The sequence below is a fragment of the Sphingobium sp. LMC3-1-1.1 genome, assembly GCF_040676285.1.
Lineage (GTDB): Bacteria > Pseudomonadota > Alphaproteobacteria > Sphingomonadales > Sphingomonadaceae > Sphingobium.
In genome coordinates this window covers 489,621-508,621 of the sequence record NZ_JBEGHQ010000001.1, presented here as the reverse complement: position 1 = coordinate 508,621, position 19,001 = coordinate 489,621, and the positions used below count along the sequence as shown (strand labels likewise).

At 63.4% G+C, this 19,001-nt stretch carries 15 protein-coding genes and 1 tRNA gene; 9 read left to right on the top strand and 7 right to left on the bottom strand.

What is annotated here, in order from left to right; genetic code table 11:
• Positions 1-172 precede the first annotated feature (172 nt).
• The 6 genes from rpsD to aguB all read left to right on the top strand — a co-directional run bounded on the left by rpsD (position 173) and on the right by aguB (position 5,923).
• Positions 173-787, top strand: a complete 615-nt coding sequence (gene rpsD / locus MRBLMC3_RS02505) for a 30S ribosomal protein S4 (protein WP_363734962.1) — start codon at positions 173-175, stop codon at positions 785-787.
• A 186-nt stretch (positions 788-973) separates the two neighbouring features.
• Positions 974-2,620, top strand: coding sequence for a M28 family peptidase (locus MRBLMC3_RS02500; protein ID WP_363825595.1), 1,647 nt, complete (start codon positions 974-976; stop codon positions 2,618-2,620).
• Between the two features lie 296 nt (positions 2,621-2,916).
• A complete protein-coding gene (locus MRBLMC3_RS02495) occupies positions 2,917-3,510 on the top strand; it encodes a hypothetical protein (protein WP_363735620.1) in 594 nt (197 codons plus the stop codon).
• Between the two features lie 216 nt (positions 3,511-3,726).
• Complete coding sequence (locus MRBLMC3_RS02490; protein WP_363754148.1) at positions 3,727-4,710, top strand: agmatine deiminase family protein; 984 nt, start codon at positions 3,727-3,729, stop codon at positions 4,708-4,710.
• Complete coding sequence (locus tag MRBLMC3_RS02485; RefSeq protein WP_363825592.1) at positions 4,711-5,064, top strand: DUF3147 family protein; 354 nt, start codon at positions 4,711-4,713, stop codon at positions 5,062-5,064.
• Between the two features lie 10 nt (positions 5,065-5,074).
• Positions 5,075-5,923: an N-carbamoylputrescine amidase gene (gene aguB, locus MRBLMC3_RS02480; RefSeq protein ID WP_363734967.1), complete on the top strand. Its 849-nt coding sequence runs from the start codon at positions 5,075-5,077 to the stop codon at positions 5,921-5,923.
• A gap of 60 nt (positions 5,924-5,983) precedes the next feature.
• On the opposite strand, the gene MRBLMC3_RS02475 is transcribed toward aguB, so the two are convergent.
• A complete protein-coding gene (locus MRBLMC3_RS02475; protein ID WP_363826614.1) occupies positions 5,984-6,640 on the bottom strand; it encodes a uracil-DNA glycosylase in 657 nt (218 codons plus the stop codon).
• A 23-nt stretch (positions 6,641-6,663) separates the two neighbouring features.
• On the opposite strand from MRBLMC3_RS02475, the gene folK reads away from it, so the two are divergent.
• Together folK and MRBLMC3_RS02465 are read left to right on the top strand one after the other, a co-directional pair.
• Positions 6,664-7,164, top strand: a complete 501-nt coding sequence (gene folK, locus MRBLMC3_RS02470) for a 2-amino-4-hydroxy-6-hydroxymethyldihydropteridine diphosphokinase (protein ID WP_363825589.1) — start codon at positions 6,664-6,666, stop codon at positions 7,162-7,164.
• Positions 7,165-7,209: 45 nt separating this feature from the next.
• A tRNA-Lys gene (locus MRBLMC3_RS02465) sits at positions 7,210-7,285 on the top strand.
• A 248-nt stretch (positions 7,286-7,533) separates the two neighbouring features.
• Here MRBLMC3_RS02465 and glgX read toward each other — a convergent pair.
• The 6 genes from glgX to MRBLMC3_RS02435 form a co-directional block, all read right to left on the bottom strand.
• Positions 7,534-9,441 carry a glycogen debranching protein GlgX gene (gene glgX, locus MRBLMC3_RS02460; RefSeq protein WP_363825586.1) on the bottom strand — a complete coding sequence of 636 codons (1,908 nt, stop codon included), beginning with the start codon at positions 9,439-9,441 and terminating at the stop codon, positions 7,534-7,536.
• Positions 9,438-10,880 carry a glycogen synthase GlgA gene (gene glgA, locus MRBLMC3_RS02455; protein WP_363825584.1) on the bottom strand — a complete coding sequence of 481 codons (1,443 nt, stop codon included), beginning with the start codon at positions 10,878-10,880 and terminating at the stop codon, positions 9,438-9,440. Before glgA ends, glgX begins: the two co-directional genes overlap by 4 nt.
• 35 nt (positions 10,881-10,915) lie before the next feature.
• Positions 10,916-12,175: a glucose-1-phosphate adenylyltransferase gene (gene glgC, locus MRBLMC3_RS02450; RefSeq protein WP_363734971.1), complete on the bottom strand. Its 1,260-nt coding sequence runs from the start codon at positions 12,173-12,175 to the stop codon at positions 10,916-10,918.
• 50 nt (positions 12,176-12,225) lie between these two features.
• Entirely contained in the window at positions 12,226-14,388 is a 2,163-nt protein-coding gene (gene glgB, locus MRBLMC3_RS02445; protein WP_363825581.1) for a 1,4-alpha-glucan branching protein GlgB, read from the bottom strand.
• Positions 14,389-14,406: 18 nt separating this feature from the next.
• Entirely contained in the window at positions 14,407-16,893 is a 2,487-nt protein-coding gene (locus tag MRBLMC3_RS02440) for a glycogen/starch/alpha-glucan phosphorylase (protein WP_363825580.1), read from the bottom strand.
• A gap of 87 nt (positions 16,894-16,980) precedes the next feature.
• Positions 16,981-18,186: a serine hydrolase domain-containing protein gene (locus MRBLMC3_RS02435; RefSeq protein WP_363825577.1), complete on the bottom strand. Its 1,206-nt coding sequence runs from the start codon at positions 18,184-18,186 to the stop codon at positions 16,981-16,983.
• Positions 18,187-18,469: 283 nt separating this feature from the next.
• Between MRBLMC3_RS02435 and MRBLMC3_RS02430 the strand changes: the two genes are divergently transcribed.
• Positions 18,470-18,982: an RNA polymerase sigma factor gene (locus tag MRBLMC3_RS02430; protein ID WP_133651998.1), complete on the top strand. Its 513-nt coding sequence runs from the start codon at positions 18,470-18,472 to the stop codon at positions 18,980-18,982.
• Positions 18,983-19,001 lie beyond the last annotated feature (19 nt).

Genomic DNA, 19,001 nt, shown 5'->3' with positions numbered 1-19,001 from the left:
CACCTAAGGCCGGAACGCCAGGCTGTCGAGGGTTGACATGCCCCGCGCCCTTCGCCATAGGCGCCGCTTCGCGATTGGCTCCGCATCCCGGTGAAGCGGTGGCCCTGCCCCTGAAATACGGATCGCAGGCGATACCGGGAACAACGTTGAAGCAATTGTCTAGGACCATATCATGTCGAAGCGTTCAAGCGCAAAGTACAAACTCGACCGCCGCATGGGCGAGAACATCTGGGGCCGCCCGAAGAGCCCGGTCAACAAGCGTGAATATGGCCCCGGCCAGCACGGCCAGCGCCGCAAGGGCAAGATGTCCGACTATGGCATTCAGCTGCGCGCCAAGCAGAAGCTGAAGGGCTATTATGGCGACATCACCGAAAAGCAGTTCAAGAAGAACTACACCGAAGCCGCGCGCATGAAGGGCGACACCGGCCAGAACCTGATCGGCCTGCTGGAGCGCCGTCTGGACGCCGTCGTCTATCGCGCCAAGTTCGCCCCGACCATCTGGTCGTCGCGCCAGCTGGTTTCGCATGGCCACGTCTATGTGAACGGCGTGAAGTGCAACATCGCGTCGCGCCTGGTGAAGCCGGGCGATGAGATCACCCTGGGCAAGAAGGCGCAGGAAATGGCGCTGGTCCTGGAAGCCCAGAGCCTGCCCGAGCGTGACATCCCCGACTATGTCGTCGCGGATGGCGCTGCCAAGGTCACCTATGTCCGCGTGCCGACGCTGGACGAAGTGCCCTATCCGGTGAAGATGGAACCCAATCTGGTCGTCGAATTCTATTCGCGCTGATCCGGTTTCGCTTCCGGCGAGACATTCAGGAAGGCGGTCCTTCGGGGCCGCCTTTTTTATTTGCCCGCCCGGCTTGTTGGAGCGCTCCGTTTGTTTGCCCATCCAGCTTGTTTGCCCTCCCCGCTTGTTTGATGGCCGGCCAACTGGCATCAACGGCGCATTCGCAGTCTTTTCAAAGGCCTTGCCATGCGCGCGCTTTTCCTCACCTCTCTCATCGCCCTTGCCAGTGGGGGCGCGGCGATGGCGGCCTCCTCCGTCGGCGGTCCTTCGATCGAGACGATGAAGGAAGTGGTCAAGGAGATATCCTCCGACGCCTATGAAGGCCGCGCGCCGGGAACGGTGGGGGAGGAGAAGACCCTCGCCTATCTGGTGCAGCGTTTCGAGGCCCTGGGGCTGAAGCCCGGCAACAAGGGAAGCTGGTTCCAGGACGTGCCCCTGGTCGAGATCGACGCGAAGAATGTGTCGCCGCTGCGCTTCACCGGCGGAAAGACGGCAGTTTCGGCCAGTTACGGGCCTGAAATGGTGATCGCCACCTACCGCACCGGCCAGCCGCACATCGATGTGAAGGACAGCCCGGTCGTCTTCGTCGGCTATGGCATCAATGCGCCGGAAAAGAAGTGGAACGATTATGCCGGCATCAATGTGAAGGGCAAGACGGTCGTCATCCTGGTGAACGATCCCGATTACCAGACCCCGACGCTGCGCGGCCCGTTCAACGGGCGGGCGATGACCTATTATGGCCGCTGGACCTACAAGTTCGAGGAGGCCGCCCGGCAGGGCGCGGCGGCGGCGATCATCGTGCATGATACCGTGCCCGCCGCCTATGGCTGGAATGTCGTACAGTCGAGCTGGACCGGCGCCCAGCATGTCGCCGACAGCGCCAATGGCAATGCCAACCAGTCGGCCGCCATAGGATGGATCCAGAAGGACAAGGCCGCGGCGCTGATGGCAAGTGCGGGCCTGAACCTCGACACGCTGATGGCGGCGGCGAGGAAGCGTGGCTTCAGGGCGGTTCCGCTCAGGAATGTGAAGGCCAGCGTCTCGTTCGACAATGCCATCCGCAAACATAGCTCGAAAAATGTCGTGGCGCTGCTCCCCGGCAAGGCCCGACCTGACGAATATGTCCTCTATGCGGCGCATTGGGATCATCTGGGCCATTGCGAGGCAGCGCCCGACGGCGACGACATCTGCAACGGGGCCATCGACAATGCGACCGGGACGGCGGCGCTGGTGGCTCTGGCAGAAGCCAATGTGAAGGCCGGACCGACCGACCGCAGCCAGGTTTTCCTGGCCGTGACGGCCGAGGAATCGGGCCTGCTGGGGTCAGCCTATTATGGCGATCATCCCGTGTTTCCGCTCAGCCGGACGGTCGGCGGGGTCAATATGGACGCGCTCAGCATGGCGGGCCTTGCGAAGAATGTCGTGGTGATCGGCAAGGGCAAGTCACAGCTCGATGCCTATCTCGACCGCGCGCTGGCGGCGCAAAAACGGGTGGCCAGCCTGGAGCCGACGCCGGAAAAGGGCTTTTACTATCGCTCCGACCATTTCAGCTTCGCCAAGCATGGCGTGCCGATGCTCTATTTCGAAGGCGGCCAGGATCTGGTGAAGGGCGGCCCCGCGGCGGGCGCCAGGGCCGCGAAGGATTATGAGGAGCATCATTATCACGGCCCCAAGGATGAATATGATCCCAAATGGGATTGGAGCGGGGTGAAGGCGGACCTGAAGCTCTATTATGATGTGGGGCGTGCGCTGGCGAATACGACCGATTGGCCCAATTGGATGCCGGGCGACGAGTTCCGGGCAATCCGCGACAGGAGCCGAGCGGGGAAATAACGGTTTTCCTCCATTTTTTACAAAATGTCGCGCCGAAGTTCACACCATATGCGCGCGCGTGCCTGCGCGCGCGTATGCGTGACGAAACAATCTGTCGGACGTTTCAAAGAGCGATGCCGCGATAGTCTGGCCGACACCGAGTAGGACAGGTCGGATTACGTTCCGTTGAAGAAATAGGATGTTTTTTGAACCCATTGTTGCCGATTGGGCACGCATCATGAGCGGGATGTCATGGTTGATCTTCCCGCGGCTGTCGACCAGTTGCGGACCTATTTCCGTTCAGGCACAACGCCCCAATGAAGACGTTAGTGATTGGAATAATGTTGTTAGCCGGTGCGTTTGACACGCCGCCGGTCTTGGTAAAGCCGGAAGTCGCTGCGGCAAAGGTCGCAGAATGCGGCTTCAGAAAGGTCCATTCGAAATTCGACGACACACTTCAAGAAGAAGTGGTCGAAGTTCTGGACGAAGCCCCAATCTCAGATAACCAGCTACAATGTGCGGCCCGCGCCTCACTTGCTACAAGCTATTACGTCACGTTTGTTCCGCCTGTAGAGCAGGCGTATCAGTCAATATACTGGGACTTATCGCGCAAACAGGCAAAGATTGATGCGCGGGCATGGCTGGATAAGAGAGGGTTGCTTTCAGGCCTGCCAACATATGACGCCAATAGCACTGACGAAGTAGCGTTCGCTCACTCTCTTGAGCAACTTTGCGGGCCAAAGGCTGCGGGAGTTCTTCAGCCGTTAAATGGTATGGCGACATTCAAAGCCAGCATACTGGCTTCTGGCGCGCTGGATGAAGAAACACTCTGGTGCCTTACCAACGCCGCTGAGGTTTCTGGTTATCCGTTGGGCTTCATAGGCAACGAAACAAATCGTCAAGACCGTTAAAAATCGGAGATTTGCGTATTTGGTAGGCGTCAGCTTATGCGGGCTGGTGATCCGAAAGCCGACATTCCGCCATCCACCCATTTCCGCAAACGCTGTCGTGTTCCTTCAACGGGTCCCCTTCCCACCCAAATAGGCCGTTCTTCATAATGCCTCTGGAATGCGTAACGCGATCCTGTAGAGGGCGCGGAGGACAGCTTGCAATCAGGAGCCAGGCCGATGACTTTCCGTATGCCCGCCGAATGGGCGCCGCACGAGTGGAGCTGGATCGGCTTTCCCACCTCTGCCGAGGAATGGCCCGGCGCGTTCGAGGGTGCGCGGCGGCAGATCGCTGATTTTGCCAGCGCGCTGCATGCCGGCGGCAAGGGCGAGGAGGTGCGGTTGGTCTGCGCCAATGAGGGCGATGCGGAGGCCGCTCGCACCCTGGTGGCGCCTGGGGTTGCCGTTGTCGTGCACAGACTGGGCGATGTGTGGCTTCGCGATACGGCACCCATCGCGGTGATGCGGGGCCGGGAAAGGGCGCTGGTGGACTTCGGCTTCAACGGCTGGGGCGGCAAATATCGGATGCCGGGCGACGAGGATATAGGCGCGCGGCTGGCGGCGACGACGGGATTGCCCACATCGACCCAGAATTGGGTGTTCGAAGGAGGCGCGGTCGACACCGATGGCACGGGCCTGTTCGTGACGACCGAGCAATGCCTGCTCAACCCCAATCGCAACCCCGAACTGGACCGGGGAAAGATCGAAACCCTGCTGGCGGGATCGCTGGGGCTGTCCGACATGCTGTGGCTGGGCGACGGCCTGCTCAACGACCATACCGACGGGCATGTCGACAATCTGGCCCGCTTCGTGGCGCCAGGGGTGCTCGCCCTGCCCGAAGCGAGCACGGAGGATGATCCCAATGCGGCCGTCTATGCCGATGCGTGGGCGCGGGCCAGGGCGTTCGGGGTCGACATCGCCTCCATCCCCTCCCCCGGCCGGGTGATCGTGGATGGGGAGGCCATTCCGGCGAGCTACATGAATTTCTTTGTCGGCAATGCCGCCGTCATCGTGCCCATTTATGGCCAGCCCAATGACCAGGCGGCTCTCGATGCCCTCAAACCCTTCTTCCCTGATCGGGAGATTGTCGGGTTGCCCAGCGATGCGATCCTGTCGGGCGGCGGCAGCTTCCATTGTTGCAGCCAGCAGATGCCGTCGGCCTGAATGAGCGCGATGCTGGCGCTGCGGGCGCTCCTTTCCGGGATCATCATCGCCATCGTGTCGGTGGTGTCGCGGCGGTATCCGGGGCTGGGCGCGCTGATCGCGTCGTTGCCGCTGATTTCGGTGCTGGGGATGATATGGCTGTGGAACGACAGGCCGGACGTGGAGAATATGGCCCGCCATGCGGAGGCCACATTCTATTTCGTCATCCCTTCCCTGCCCATGTTCCTGCTGATCCCCATGCTGCTGCGCCGCGGCGTTTCCTTCGCGCCCGCGCTGATCGCGGGTTGCGCGGTCACGATCCTGCTCTATCTCCTGACCGTCGCCATTGCGGCCCGCATGGGCATTCGTCTTTAGGGTATAACCGATGACCAAGATTACCGTTGCCGCGCTCCAGCTCGCCTTTTCCGACGATCGGGCGGACAATATCGAAATGGTCGCGGGCCATGTGGTCAAGGCAGCGGCGCGCGGCGCGAAGATCGTCCTGCCGCCCGAACTGTTCGAAGGCCACTATTTCTGCAAGGTCGAGGAGGAGGAGCTCTTCGCCAGGGCCCTGCCCCTGGACGAGCATCCCGCCGTGCAGGAAATGCGCAAGGTGGCGAAGGCGGAGGGCGTCTATATCCCCGCCAGCTTCTTCGAGCGCGACGGCCATCATCATTACAATTCGCTCGCCATGATCGACGATGAGGGCGAGATCATGGGCGTTTATCGCAAGAGCCACATTCCCGACGGGCCGGGTTATGAGGAGAAATATTATTTCCGCCCCGGCAATAGCGGGTTCAAGGTGTGGAACACGAAATATGGCGTCGTCGGCGTCGGCATCTGCTGGGACCAATGGTATCCGGAAACAGCGCGGGTGATGGCGTTGATGGGGGCGGAGATGCTCTTCTATCCGACGGCCATCGGGTCCGAACCTTATGACGCCGATCTCGACACCAGCCGCATGTGGCGTCGGGCGATGATCGGCCATGCGGTGAGCAACTGCATGCCCGTGATCGCCGCCAATCGCATCGGCGAGGAGGATGGCCAGAAATTCTACGGCCACAGCTTCATCACCGACGAGTGGGGCGATTTTGCCGCGGAAGCCGACGGCAAGGACAATGGCGCGCTGGTGGCGACGCTGGACCTGGCGCAGGCACGCCAGCATCGTGCCGGCATGGGCTTCTTCCGCGACCGGCGGCCGGAGCTTTATGCGCGGATCGCGCAGGACATATAGGCTGCGGCGGCTGGGGCGATTTCCTGACCGGCGATCGGTTTCGGCCGAATGGAAGTCGGGCTAGCCCGCCGCCAGTTCCACCGCCCTTTCGAACACCGCCTCCAACATGTCGGCGGTCAGGCGGCCGGTGTTCTGATTATATCGCGAACAGTGGTAGCTATCGATGACGATCCTGCCGCTGGGCATGCGATGCTCCGCCAGATGAGCGAAGCGCGCCTTGGGGAGCTTGCCACCCAGCGCCTTCACCACGGACTGGTGCGCGATCTGGCCCAGGGCAACGAAGACGTGCGCATGGGGCAAGGCCGCGACGGCGGGCTTCAGGAAGGCCCGGCAGTTGCGGATTTCATCCGGCAGCGGCTTGTTCTGCGGCGGCAGGCATTTGACGGCATTGAGAATGATGACGTTGCGCAGCGTCAGGCCGTCATCGGGCCGCGCATCATAAACACCCTCGGCAAGCCCGAATTTGCCCAGCGTGGCGAACAGCAGGTCGCCGGCATCATCCCCGGTAAAAGGGCGCCCCGTCCGGTTGGCGCCCATCTTGCCGGGCGCAAGTCCGACGACCGCGATCCGGCCGAGCGGATCGCCGAAGAGCGGGACCGGCGCATTCCACCAGCCTGGATGATCGACGCGATTCTGCTGCCGGAGAGCGGCCAGTCGCGGACAAAGCGGGCAATCATGCGGCGCTTCACTTTGCGGGATAGGACTTTTCAGCGTCATGGCGACGGGATAGGCGCTGCTCCATGGCCAAGACAAGCGCTCGTCATCTTTACGCCCTCGCTTTGGGATCGAACCGGGCTCTTTCGGCGCGGATGACTCCCGCGCGCCTGCTGGACGAGGCGGTTCGCCGGATCGCGGCGTTGGGCCAGGTTCTCGACGTCGCACCCGTCATGCGGACCCCGCCGATCGGTCCGTCGCGGCGGATCTTCGCCAATGGCGCGCTGCTGGTGGAGAGCCGCCTGCCGCCCGACGAGATGCTGTCGCAATTGCAGGCGATAGAATGCATGCTTGGCCGGCGGCGGTTCAGACGCTGGGGGCCAAGGCGCCTGGACATCGACATCATTCTCTGGTCCGGCGGTCGCTGGAACAGCCGGTCGCTGCACATACCGCATCCAGACTTTCGCAGCCGCGATTTCGTGCTGGAACCGCTGCACGCCATCGTGCCTGGATGGCGCGACCCTGTATCGCGGCTTTCGATCCGCCATTTGCGCTTCCGCTTGCGAAAAGCGATTTCTGGAGGTTGACCAGCCGCACCGCCGCCTCTAGTGCGTGCGGACCTCAGGACATGAGGGCCCTTAGCTCAGTCGGTAGAGCAACTGACTTTTAATCAGTAGGTCGCTGGTTCGAATCCAGCAGGGCTCACCATCCCGCTGATCTTCGATGTCTCGTCAATCGACGGCGTGGATCAGCAGTGCGGCGAAGCACCAGATCTCGATTGAAACCAGCAGGCCGAACAATATGCCGAACATGGCATGCGGCTTTAGCGCATCGTCCATCTGCCTTCTCCCTTTCTTTCTGCAAGATGAACGACTTAACCACCGATCTGGTTCCAGTAACGGATCAGCGCGGCATTGTCTGGTTCCAGCGCGTAATCGATTTCGGCTTTTGCAGCCTCATGCGCTTTGCGTCGGCAGGCTGTTCGGGCCGCTGGGCTGTCCAGCCAGGATGGGCAGTACGGTTCGCGCAGGAACGTGCACGGTGCCGAAGTCGTGGGGCACATCATCGCCATTGATGAAGACGCTGAAGCCCGAACTGCGGAACCGCATCGCCAGACAGCGGCGGTCAGGCTGCTCCCATTGCGAGACGGTCATCGGCTGGCCCTGCTCGTCCAGCCATTCCACGTCGGCTTCGGACAGCCAGTCGGTACGATGCAAATCCGGCGTCGCTGCGCGCAGGGCGGCAAGGGCGAAGGCATGTGCCTCGATCTCCCGGTCCCGTCCCTGCCAGTCGATCCAGCCGATCGCATTATCCTGCGCATAGGCATTGTTGTTGCCATGCTGCGTCCGTCCGAACTCGTCGCCGGCGGTCAGCATGATCGCACCGCGCGAGCAGAACAGCGTGCCGAGCAGCGCCATGATATCGCGTCGCCGCGCGGCCCGGACGTCCGGATCGGCGCTCTCACCCTCGGTCCCGTTGTTCCAGCTGAAATTCTCGCCATGGCCGTCGCGGTTCTGTTCGCCATTGGCTTCATTGCGGCGATGTTCATAGGCGGTCACATCCGCCAGCGTGAAGCCGTCATGAGCAGCCAGGAAATTGACGGTGCGCGTTGCCGGAGCGGCGTGGAATATGTCGGACGATCCCGCAAGTCGCGTCGCCAGTGCGCCGATCATGCCGTCATCCCCGCGCCAGAAGCGGCGCAGATCGTCCCGATAGCGATCATTCCATTCCAGCCAGTTCTCCCCGAACCGCCCGAGTTGATAACCGCCTGGACCGATGTCCCACGGTTCCGCGACAAGGATGCGATCGGAGAGGAGCGGATCGCCGCGCATCGCCGCCAGCAAGGGCGCGTCGCTGTCGAAACCCGCAGGCAGCCGCCCGAGAGCGGGAGCAAGGTCGAAACGAAAGCCATCGACGCCCGCCACGGTGACGAAATGACGCAGCGAATCCAGGATCAGCCGCTGCGCGACGGGATGGTTGCAGTCGATGCTGTTCCCCGTGCCCGTATCGTTGATCAGGCGGCCGTCCGGTTCGTGCCGGAAATAGCTGCGCGCATCCAGGCCCCTGAGCGACAGGGTAGGCCCCAGACGGTCGCTTTCCCCGTCATGATTATAGACCATGTCCAGGATAACGCCGATCCCCGCGGCATGCAGCGCAGCCACCACGCCGCGCAATTCCGCCATGCCGCCGGGTGCCAGCCGGGGATCGAGCGCGAAATAGCTGACCGGATTATAGCCCCAGGCGTTGTGCAGCCCCAGCGGCCCCAGATGCCGCTCATCGATCCAGGCATTGATCGGCATCAGTTCGATGGCGGAAACGTGCAGGCGGCGCAGATGCTCGACCACTGCGGGGTGGCCAAGGGCGGCTATGGTGCCGCGCTGCGCCTCCGGAACGTCGGGATGCAGCATGGTGAAGCCGCGGACCTGCACTTCATAGATCAGCCCGCCGGGCCGGAAGATCGGCGGTTCTGGAGCGACCCCGGGCAAGGGCGCGGTCACCACCCCCCTGGGCATCAGGACCGCTGTGTCCCGGCCCTCGTGGCGCGGCGCTGCCAGCATCGGGTCATAGGTGAACGGCCGGTCGATGGCGATGGCATAGGGATCGAGCAACAGCTTGGCCGGATCGAACCACAGACCAGTATCGGGATCATAGGGACCATCGGCACGCAGCCCATAGCGCGCGCCGTCCCCCACGCCGGGCGCATCGATGAACCAGCCCCCCGCATCGTCCCTTGCCATGGGCAGGCGTTGCTCGCGATCTCCGGCGTCGAACAGGCACAGCCAGAGCTGGTGCGCATCGGGCGCATGGACGCGGAAACGGGTTCCATGCCCGTGCAGGTCCGGACCCAGCGCCTCAGCGCTCATGCCCTGGTCTGGATCAGTGCGTGGAACAGCGCCGCGTAGCGCGCCGCGCTGCGGGTCCAGGAAAAGTCGGCGTGCATGCCGGCACGCTGCATCGCCTGCCATGTCGGCCGCTGCGCATGGAGCCGGATGGCGCGAGCTATGGCTCCGTGCAGGGCGAGCGGGTCGGACGGGGGGAAGACGATGCCGGTGGCCACTCCCGCGCCGACGGCAGCTTCATTGGCATCGATCACCGTGTCGGCCAGGCCGCCGACCCGAGCCACCACCGGCACGCAGCCATAGCGAAGGCCGTAAAGCTGGGTCAGGCCACAGGGTTCGAAGCGGGATGGGATCAATATGGCGTCGCCCCCCGCCTGCATCAGGTGCGACATCGGCTCGTCATAGCCGATCCGCGCGCCCACCCGCCCGCGATGCCGATCCGCCGCCGCCAGGAACGCGCCCTCCAGCACATGATCGCCCGATCCCAGAAGCGCAAGCTTGCCACCCAGCCCCACCAGATGGTCGATGGCATCCATGACCATGTCCATCCCCTTTTGCCAGGTAAGGCGGCTGACGATGATGAAGATCGGCGCGTCGTCGCGGTCTAGGCCGAACTGCGCTTCCAGGGCCCGTCGGCTGGCGCTGCGCCCGCCCAGGGCCCGCGCGCTGAACGGCCTGGCGATCAGGGGATCGGCGGCGGGATCCCATATGGCGGCATCCACGCCGTTCAATATGCCGTGCAGCCTGTCGGAGCGCCCGTTGATCAGGCCATCCAGTCCCATGCCATGCACCGGGGAGCGGATTTCGTCGGCATAGGTGGGGCTGACGGTGGTGATCGCGTCGGCCGAGACAAGCCCGGCCTTCAGATAGCCGGTGCCGCCATAATATTCGACGCCGTCGACGCCCCAGGCTTCGGGCGGCAGGCCGAGCTGCGGAAAGACGTCCGCGCCGAAGCGCCCCTGGAAGGCCAGATTGTGGATTGTCACCACGCTGGGCACCGCATGGGCCGGCCCGAAGCGCATATAGGCTGCGGTCATCGCCCCCTGCCAGTCATGCGCATGGACGAGGTCGGGTCGCCAGCCCTTCACCCCCTCGGCCGCTATGTCCGCCCCTGCGCGGGACAGGGCGGCGAAGCGTTTCCAATTGTCTGGCCATTCGCCCCCGGCCGAATCGCCATAGGGGCCGCCCTCCCGCGCGAAAAAGTCGGGGGCGTCCAGCACCAACAGGTCCAGTTCGCCCAGCTTCGCCGCCAGTACCGCCGCCGATGCGCCGAACAGCGCGTCATAGCGGCGCAGCGGCTTTGCCTTGCCGAGGCGCGACAGAACAGCCGGATAGCCGGGCACCAACGTCCTGACCTCCACGCCCTGCGCCGCCAGCGCGCCGGGCAATGCGCCGGCCACATCGGCCAATCCGCCGGTCTTCACCAGCGGATAGACTTCGGACGCCACCGAAAGCACCCGCATGGCCCCTGCCCTGCTTTCCCCTGCCTTGCCCAAGATCAGTCCACCAGCCGTTCGATCATATATTGGGTGATCAGCGTCACGCCGCTGTCCGTTCGTCGGAAACGTTGCGCGTCATGTTCGGGATGCTCTCCGACGATCAGGCCCGGCGGGATGATGACGCCCGAATCCAGCACGCATTTGTGCAGCCGCGCACCCCGGCCGATCACGCAATTGGGCATGACGACGCTTTCCGTCACGGACGAGAAACTGTGCGTCCGCACGCCCGTGAAGAGCAGGCTGTGATGCAGCGAGGATCCCGATACGATGCATCCCCCCGCGATCAGGGACGATGTGGCGGAACCGCGCCGCCCCTCTTCATTATGGACGAATTTCGCCGGCGGCGTGACTTCGGAATAGGTCCAGAGCGGCCAGCTATGGTCATAGAGGTCGAGCGAGGGCACCACATCGGTGAGGTCGATATTCGCCTGCCAATAGGCGTCGATCGTTCCGACGTCGCGCCAATAGGGCACGGGTTCGCTTTCCGCGCGGACGCAACTGTTGGAGAAACGATGCGCCACGGCTTTCCCGTGGCGGACGATATGCGGGATGATGTCACCCCCGAAATCGCGCTTGCTGTCCGGATCGTCCGCGTCGCGTCGCAGTTCCTCGATCAGCAGGGCGGTACGGAAGACATAGATGCCCATGGACGCCAGCGCCATGCCGGGACTGCCGGGAATATGCGGCGGGTTCTTCGGCTTTTCCACAAAGGCGGTGATCACGTCCTGCTCGTCCACATGCATGACGCCGAAGCCGCTGGCTTCCTTCACCGGCACCTCCATGCAACCGACAGTGACGTCCGCGCCGCTGTCGACATGCTGCTGGAGCATCAGTTCATAATCCATCTTGTACACATGGTCGCCCGCCAGGATGACCATATATTCCGGCGCATAGCTTTCGATGATGTCGATATTCTGGAAGACCGCGTCGGCCGTGCCTTCATACCATTGGCTTTCCGACACGCGCTGGCTGGCGGGCAGGATGTCGAAGCTTTCATTGCGTTCCGTGCGAAAGAAGTTCCAGCCGCGCTGGAGATGCCGGATCAGCGAATGCGCCTTGTACTGCGTCGCGACGCCGATGCGCCTGATGCCGCTGTTGAGCGCATTGGACAGGGCGAAATCGATGATCCTGGCCTTGCCGCCGAAATGCACTGCGGGCTTTGCGCGCCGGTCGGTCAGTTCGGCAAGGCGACTGCCCCTGCCCCCGGCCAGTACATATGCCATGGCGTCACGGGCGATCGGCTGGTTCCTTGGTTGCATCGCCCTCTTCTCCTTCATGCTCGCGAGCGTTGATATTCCGCCCGTTCGTTTCAATATTCCAGTTCCAGCATCAACGTTGCAAGCGGTGGAATGGTGACATTGGCCCACCCCTCTTCATCAGCGACGACAATTCCCATATTTCCCGCGCCGCTGCCCCCATAGTCGACGGCGTCGCTGTTGACGATTTCCCGCCAGCGGCCGCCGGAGGGAAGGCGCATCCTGTATCCGTGGCGCAATGTGGGCGTGAAGTGGCTGATGACGACGATGGGCGCCACGCCGGGCGCGCGTCGCACCCAGGCGAAGACCGAGTCCGCCGCCGCATCGACCAGGACCCAGTCGAACCCCTCCGGCTCGCAATCGCGGGCATGCAGCGCAGGACGGGAGCGGTAGAGGCGGTTGAGGTCGCTCAGCAGCAACTGCACGCCCCGATGCGGCGCGTGATCGAGCAAATGCCAGTCCAGCGCCCGCGCCTCGCTCCATTCATCGCGCTGGGCGAATTCCTGCCCCATGAACAGCAGCTTCTTGCCCGGATAGCCCCACATCATCGTGTAATAGGCGCGCAGGGTCGCGAATTTCTGCCAGTCGTCCCCCGGCATCTTGTGCAGCAGGGAAGCCTTGCCATGCACCACCTCGTCATGGCTCAGCGCCAGCACGAAATTCTCCGTAAAGGCGTAGAGCAGGCCGAAGGTGATGTCGTCATGGTGATGGGCGCGGTGCACCGGATCACGCGCCAGATAGCGCAGCGTGTCGTGCATGAAGCCCATATTCCATTTGAAGCCGAAGCCCAGGCCCCCTTCATGGACGGGATGCGACACCTTGGGCCAGCTCGTCGATTCCTCGGCGATGGTCATGACGCCGCCATGGGTGCCGTAGAGCGCCTTGTTCATCTGCCGCAGGAAATCGACCGCCTCCACATTCTCCCGTCCGCCCTGGCTGTTGGGGATCCATTCCCCTTCCTTGCGGGAATAGTCGAGATAGAGCATCGAGGCGACGGCATCGACCCGCAGCCCGTCGACATGGTAGCGCTCCGCCCAGAAGAGGGCGTTGTTGACCAGATATTGCGCCACCTCCCGCCGGCCGAAATTGTAGATCGCCGTGTTCCAGTCGGGATGGAATCCCTTGCGCGGATCGGCATGTTCATAAAGGGCGGTGCCGTCGAAACGGGCCAGCCCATGGGCGTCGGTGGGGAAATGGGCGGGCACCCAGTCGAGGATGACGCCCACGCCCGCACGATGCGCGCCATCGACGAAGCGGGCAAAGCCCTCCGGATCGCCAAAGCGCGCGGTCGGCGCGTATAGCCCGGTGGTCTGGTATCCCCAGCTCGGATCATAGGGAAATTCGCTGATCGGCAGGAATTCGATATGGGTAAAGCCCATGCCGACCACATAGGGGATCAACCGTTGGGCAAGGGCATCCCAGCAAAGGAAATTGCCGTCATCGTCGCGCTGCCAGGAACCGGCGTGCACCTCATAGACGGAAACGGGCTCGCGACGCGGATCGGCCTTTTGCCAATAGTCGCGGTGGCGTTCGTCGCCCCAGTCATGGTCCGGGGCGGCCGCCACGACGGAAGCGGTGGCGGGCCGCAATTCGGAGCGGAAGGCGAAGGGGTCGGCCTTCAGCGGCAGGACATTGCCGTCGGGCCCGACAATCTCATATTTATAGGCGCTGCCGACGCCCAGTTCGGGCAGGAAGATTTCCCATATGCCCGCATCCTGGCGACGCCGCATCGGCGCCCGGCGTCCGTCCCAGCGATTGAAGTCGCCCACCACCGACACACGCTGCGCATTGGGTGCCCAGACCGCGAAATGCGTGCCCTCCACCCCTTCATGGGTCATGATATGGGCACCCATCTTGTCGAACAGCCGCGCGTGAGACCCTTCGGCAAAATAATAATCGTCCATCGGCCCCAGTACCGGGCCAAAGCTGTAGGGATCGATCAGCGCATGTTCGCCGCCATCGGCATAGGTCGCCCGGTAACGCAGCGGCTGGCGCTTGCGGATGGCGATCCTGCCGAAGAACAGCCCTTCCGGATGGAGCCGGTCCAACGTGCCGACCGCCTTGCCGTCCAGTCTGCAGGCCTCGACGCGCACCGCGTCCGGCAGGAAGACGCAGGCGGTGAAACCCTTTGCCGCCGGATGGACGCCAAGCGTGGCGAAGGGATCGTCCTCCCGCCCCTCCAGCAGGCGGGCGATCTGTTCCGGGTTCGGGCCCACGCTAGATCCGGCCTCGCTTCAAACCGGCACCTTCCAGATGTCCGTCGCATATTCCCTGATCGTACGGTCCGACGAGAACCAGCCCATGCGGGCGACATTGTGGATCGCCCTGCGCGCCCATAGCGCCTGGTCCTGCCATATTCCGTCCACCCGGCGCTGCGCGGCGGAATAGCTGTCGAAGTCGGCCGCGACCATGAACCAGTCATGATCATGGATGCCCTGCACCAGATCCTTGTACCGTCCCGGATCGTCGGGGGAAAAGACGCCGCTCGCGATCGCATCCAGCGCCTGGCCCAGTTCGCGGCTCTGGCCGATCACCTCGCGCGGGTCGTAGCCCTGGGCGCGCCGTTCGTTCACCTGCGCGGCGGTGAGGCCGAAGATCACGATATTCTCCTCCCCCACATGGTCGCGCATTTCGACATTGGCGCCGTCCAGCGTGCCGATGGTGAGCGCGCCGTTGACGGCGAACTTCATGTTGCCGGTGCCCGACGCCTCCATGCCCGCAGTCGAAATCTGTTCGGACAGGTCCGCCGCCGGAATCATCATTTCCGCCAGCGACACATTGTAGTTGGGCACGAATTGCACCTTCAGCAGGCCATTCACCGCCGGGTCGTGATTGACCGCCCGCGCAACATCGCCCGCCAGTTTGATGATCAGCTTGGCATTGTGATAGCTGGGCGCCGCCTTGCCGCCGAACAGCTTGACGCGCGGCACCCAATGCCGCTCCGGATGCGACCGTATCTGGTCGTAGAGCGACACCGCCTCGATGATGTTGAGCAACTGCCGCTTATATTCATGGATGCGCTTGATCTGGATGTCGAACATGGCCGAAGGATCGATCCGGGCATTGACCCGCTGGCGCAGCAGATCGGCCAGCGCCACCTTGTTGGCGCGCTTGACGCCCAGGAATTTCTCCTGGAACGCGCTGTCGTCGGCGAAGCGGTCCAGCTCGCGCAGCGCTTCGGGATCGTCCATGAAGCGGTCCCCGATCGCTTCCCTGATCAGTTCGAACAGCCCGTGATTGCACTGCATCAGCCAGCGGCGGAAGGTGACGCCATTGGTCTTGTTGTTGATCCGCGTCGGGTAGAGCCGGTGGAAATCGGCAAAAACCGTTTCCTTCATCAATTCGGTATGCAGCGCCGACACGCCGTTGACGCTGTGCGATCCGGCAAAGGCCAGATTGCCCATGCGCACCCGCCGCTCTCCCCCCTCGTCGATCAGGGAGATGGTGCCGATGGCCCGGTCGTCGAACTGGCCCGCGCCATCTTCGGCCTTCAGGCGTCGCGCCTCCCCCAGCAGCCGGCTGTTCACTGCATAGACGATCTGCATGTGCCGGGGCAGCAGCCGTTCGAACAGCGGTACCGGCCAGCTTTCCAGCGCTTCGGGCAGCAGCGTGTGATTGGTGTAGCTGAACGTCCGGCGGGTGATGTCCCACGCCTCGTCGAAGTCGAGGCCGTAATCGTCGAGGAGGAGCCGCATCAGTTCCGCGACGGCAACCGCCGGATGGGTGTCGTTCAGCTGGATCGCCGCCTTGTTCGGCAGGGTGCGTATATCGCCGAAATATTGGATATGCCGCCGGACGATGTCCTGCAGGGATGCGGAAGAGAAGAAATATTCCTGCCGCAGCCGCAATTCCTGACCCGCCGGGGAACTGTCGGCCGGGTAGAGCACGCGCGTGAGCGCCTCCGCCCGATTGCTTTCCGTCAGCGCGCCCAGATGGTCGCCAGCGTTGAAGCGGTCGAGCAGGATCGGATCGATCGGCTGGGCTTCCCACAGGCGAAGCGTGTTGACCCGCTTGCCCCGCCAGCCCGCGATCGGCGTGTCATAAGGCGTGGCGATGACCCGCTCGGCCGGGCGCCAGCGCATCTGGTGGGGACCGGCATCCTCATTTTCCGACGGATCGACCCGGCCGCCAAAGCCGATCTCATAGCTCGCCTCGCGCCGTTCAAATTCCCAGGGATTGCCATGGGTCAGCCAGGTTTCGGGCAGTTCCACCTGCCAGCCGTCCGAAATTTCCTGCCGAAACATGCCGTTCACATAGCGTATGCCATAGCCATAGGCGGGCACGTCCACTGTCGCCATGCTCTCCATGAAGCAGGCCGCGAGCCGGCCAAGGCCGCCATTGCCCAGGGCGGCGTCGGGTTCCAGCGCGGCGATGATGTCGATGTCGACGCCCAGCGACGCCAAGGCCGCCTGCATGTCGTCCAGCATTTCCATGTTGGACGCCGCGTCGCGCATCAGCCGTCCGATCAGGAATTCCAGGCTCAGATAATAGACCCGCCGTCCCTGCTCCTGATAGGTTTTCTCCGTGGAGGCGATCCAGGCGTCGATTACCCGGTCGCGAATGGCGAGGATCACCGCATGCAGCCAGTCATGCGGCTTGGCTGCCGTCGCGTTCTTGCCGATCCGGTAGGTGAGCCGCTCGACGATCTCATGGGCAAGGACCTGTGGGTCGACCTGCCGCGGAGCGGGCTTGGGAAGGGTGGTTTGGCCTTTCAGGTTCATAAATGTGCCCCTTTCGCCTTTGAGTCCAGGCGCGATGATGGCACGCCGTCCCGAGGCGCGCCACCAGCAAATTTTGCAGCGCAGCAATTAATCGGTGCGGCTTTCGGCGATGGCACGGCGAACACCCTGCCTCAACTCGCGACGGACCGGATGGATGCTCGAGGGAAAATGCTGGGTCATGAATATGGCGATCAGCCGCTCGACCGGATCGATGAAGAAGAAGGTGGAGAACACCCCGCCCCAATAATATTCCTGCGTCCGAAGGTCCGTCGCGAAGCCCAGGCCGAAACCGACGCCCGCATAATCCGCTTCGCTGAACATGGAGGAGGACAGGCTGGCCAGGTCGCCGCCGCCGGGCAGATGATTGGCGTGCATCGTCGCGACCGTTTCCGGTTTCAGCAGCCGCACGCCGTCCAGTTCGCCGCCGCGCAGCAGCATCCGCGCGAAGCGGTGGTAATCAGCCACGGAGGATAGGAGGCCGCCGCCGCCCGAACGTAGCCTGAGCGGCCTGCGCCATCCGCTGCGCGCGCCCCGGTCGTAGAGCGAAAGCGTGCCGTCCGGTGCCCACTGCCACGCGTCCGTCATCCGCTCGACCCGGTCCTCCGGCAGTTCGAAGAATGTGTCGGGCATGCCCAGCGGATCGAAGATGCGCTCGCGAAAATAGCGCTCCAGGTCAAGGCCGCTCAGCCGTTCGACCACGATGCCCAGCACATCGGTGGAAACCGAATAGTTCCATCGGTCACCAGGCGAAAATTCCAGCGGCAGCGCGGCGAGGGTCGCAATGAAGTCGTCGGAACTGCGCTTCTGCTGGAACTCGTCCAGGCCAAGATCGCGATAGCGCGCGTCAATGGCCGTCTGCCGCTGCAATCCATAGGTCAGGCCAGAGGTGTGCCGCAACAGGTCGATCATCAGTATCGGTCGCCGCATCCGCCCGATTCCATCGGCGCCGACGGCGAGGTCGGCAAATTCCGGCAGCACCTTCACCACCGGATCGTCCAGCGCGACCAGCCCCTGTTCCACCAGCATCATGAAGGCGACCGATGTCACCGGTTTGGTCATGGAGGCGATGCGGTAAAGCGCGTCGTCGCCCAGCGGCTCGCCGGTGGCGCGCGCCGCGCCGCTGCGGACGGAGACGATCGGCTGCTCGTCACGCGACACGAGCAACTGCATATGGGGCAGCTTGCCGGGCGCGACATAGCGATCATGGACAAAATCGGCCAGCGCCTGCAATTTTCCGGCATTCATGCCGGCCGCTCGCGCCGCCGCCACGTCCACCTGCCCGATTAGCTGCATCGATCCTCCTGCCGACCTGACCATCCAGGACGGATCGACATTCAGTCCTGGCGGCCTGCAAATGGCGGCTTTCCGTGCTTCCGGTGCTCACCTACTGGAAGCAGGCTGCGCGCCGGGTCACGAAAAATCACCATTTTCGGCTCGTCATCACCTGAATGTCGATCCGTCCTAGAACAGGCATGGCCGCGGGTAAATGGCAAGATCCCATGGACCGCTTGCCCGTTGCAACGCCCTCATCGGCCCTTTATGGCAACCGCCTGATCCCACTGGACGCACGTTCTTCATGGCTACCGGCCTCTCCGCCATCTTCCTGAACAATCGCCCTGCTCTGCTGCGGTTTTTGCGCGCGCGCGGCGCGGGCGATGAGTCCGAGGATCTGTTGCAGGACATGTGGATGAAGCTGGAGGAGAAGGATCTCGGCCCGATCGCCGATCCCCTGCCCTATCTCTACCGCATGGCGAACAACCTGATGCTCGATCGCTATCGGTCCGCCACGCGGCGGGAGCGGCGCGAACAGGATTGGGCGGAGGGTGCAGGCGGCGTGATGGCCGATCCGTCGGAGGATATCGCCGTCGATGAAAGGTTGGTCCTGAACGAACGGCTGGAGGAGGCCCGCGCCGTGCTGCGGTCCCTGGGGCCGCGGGTCGAGATGGTGTTCCGTCGCTTCCGTCTGGAGGGCGTGGGACAACGGCTGATCGCGGAGGAACTGGGCGTCAGCCTGACCACCGTGGAGAAGGACCTGCAGAAAGCCTATCGCGCGATGATCGCCCTCAAGCAGAAACTGGATACGGAATGAGGATGGCGGTGGCGTCTGG